A 2,500-nucleotide genomic window follows, 5' to 3' on the forward strand; every position below is an offset into this window, starting at 1 on the left:
GCCACCAGACCGGAACATCATATGCTGCGGTGTGTGATTTGGTTGTGTGTGTGTGTGTGTGTTGGGTAGATGGAGTGCGGTTTGGTGCTGCGCGCGGCGCTCGGTTCTTGCGAACCGGAGCCGGTGCGGTGGAGGAGGTATGAGCTCTATCGGGCGATTAGGACCGCTCAGCTGAGTGGGTTACCCCACTTACACCTGCGGCCTATCAACGTGGTGGTCTTCCACGGCCCTCGGCGAGACCTCGTCTTGAGGCTGGTTTCCCGCTTAGATGCCTTCAGCGGTTATCCATTCCGCACTTGGCCACCCAGCCATGCCACGGGCGTGACAACTGGTTCACCAGAGGTGCGTCCATCCCGGTCCTCTCGTACTAGGGACAGATCCTCTCAAGTCTCGTACACCCACGGCAGATAGGGACCGAACTGTCTCACGACGTTCTAAACCCAGCTCACGTACCGCTTTAATCGGCGAACAGCCGAACCCTTGGGACCTGCTCCAGCCCCGGGATGCGATGAGCCGACATCGAGGTGCCAAACCTCCCCGTCGATGTGGACTCTTGGGGGAGATCAGCCTGTTATCCCTAGAGTACCTTTTATCCGTTGAGCGATGGCCCTTCCACGCGGGACCACCGGATCACTAAGGCCGACTTTCGTCTCTGTTCGCGCTGTCGCGCTCACAGTCAGGCGGGCTTGTGCCTTTGCACTCAACAGCCGATGTCCGACCGGCTTGAGCCCACCATCGCGCGCCTCCGTTACCATTTGGGAGGCGACCGCCCCAGTCAAACTGCCCACCACGCAGGGTCCCGGCTCGGGGTGACCGAGCTCGGTTAGACGCCAGAAAGGCACAGGGTGGTATTTCAAGGTTGGCTCCACCAAAGCTAGCGCCCCGGCTTCATAGCCTCCCACCTATCCTACACAGTCCCTTCCTGGCGCCACTGCGAAGCTGCAGTAAAGGTTCATAGGGTCTTTCCGTCTGACCGCGGGTACCCCGCATCTTCACGGGGAATTCAATTTCGCTGAGCCCATGCTGGAGACAGTGGGGAGGTCGTTACGCCATTCGTGCAGGTCGGAACTTACCCGACAAGGAATTTCGCTACCTTAGGACCGTTATAGTTACGGCCGCCGTTTACTGGGGCTTCGGTTCGATGCTTGCACATCTCCCCTTAACCTTCCAGCACCGGGCAGGCGTCAGACCCTATACGTCATCTCTCGATTTCGCAGAGCCCTGTGTTTTTACTAAACAGTCGCCACCCCCTGGTCTGTGCCACCCACCCACACTTGCGTGCAGGCAGGTCTCGCTTATCCCGAAGTTACGCGAGCAATTTGCCTAGTTCCTTCAGCATGGTTCCCTCAAGCGCCTTGGAATACTCGTCCAATCCACCTGTGTCGGTTTAGGGTACGGTCCATATGTCAGAGCTATTTCCCGAGCAGATCCAACAGCCACCCCAATCCAATAAGGGGTAACTGCACTTCACTGCTGTCACTTCTGACGGGCCCAGGAATATTCACCTGGTTTCCATCGGCTACGGCTGTCGCCCTCGCCTTAGGGGCCGGCTCACCCTGCGCGGATTAGCCTTGCGCAGGAACCCTTGGATTTTCGGCGGGAGGGTTTCTCACCCTCCTTGTCGCTACTCATGTCCGCATTCGCACTTCCCATACCTCCACGGCCCCTCACGGATACCGCTTCACAGGCCTAGGGAACGCTCCGCTACCGCGCACCTTACGATGCACCCACAGCTTCGGCTCGTGGCTTGAGCCCCGTTACATTTTCGCCGCAGAACAGCTATTAGACCAGTGAGCTATTACGCTTTCTTTAAAGGATGGCTGCTTCTAAGCCAACCTCCTGGTTGTTTTGGCCGTCCCACATGCTTTCCCACTTAGCCACGAATTAGGGGCCTTAGCTGGTGGTCTGGGCTGTTTCCCTCTCGACAATGGACCTTAGCACCCACTGTCTGTCTGCCAGGCTGCACTCATCGGCATTCGGAGTTCGGTTGGGTTTGGTAGGACTTTGGGTCCCCCTAGCCCATCCGGTGCTCTACCTCCGACGGTGATCGCCTGACGATCTACCTCAATAGATTTCGCGGAGAACCAGCTATTTCCTGGTTTGATTGGCCTTTCACCCCTAGCCACAGATCATCCCCGACTTTTTCAACAGGCGTGGGTTCGGCCCTCCAGTAGGTGTTACCCCACCTTCAGCCTGTCCATGGCTAGATCACCAGGTTTCGGGTCTCATGCCGGCAACTGAACGCCCTGTTCAGACTCGCTTTCGCTGCGCCTACACCTAACGGCTTAAGCTTGCTGCCAACACGAACTCGCGGACCCATTATACAAAAGGTACGCCGTCACCCACCCTTGCGGGTCAGGGCTCCGACTGCTTGTAGGCGTTCGGTTTCAGGTCTGTTTCACTCCCCTCGTCGGGGTGCTTTTCACCTTTCCCTCACGGTACTTGTGCACTATCGGTCGCCAGAGAGTATTTAGGCTTAGAGGGTGGTCCCCCTACGTTC

The 2,500-nt window shown here is 57.8% G+C and carries 1 rRNA gene (cut by a window edge); it reads right to left on the minus strand.

The window, feature by feature from the left end:
- Positions 1 to 136: 136 nt before the first annotated feature.
- Positions 137 to 2,500: ribosomal RNA gene (locus HB662_RS28700) — 23S ribosomal RNA — on the minus strand; it runs 383 nt beyond the window's last position.

This window comes from Falsiroseomonas frigidaquae, from assembly GCF_012163145.1.
GTDB lineage: Bacteria > Pseudomonadota > Alphaproteobacteria > Acetobacterales > Acetobacteraceae > Falsiroseomonas > Falsiroseomonas frigidaquae.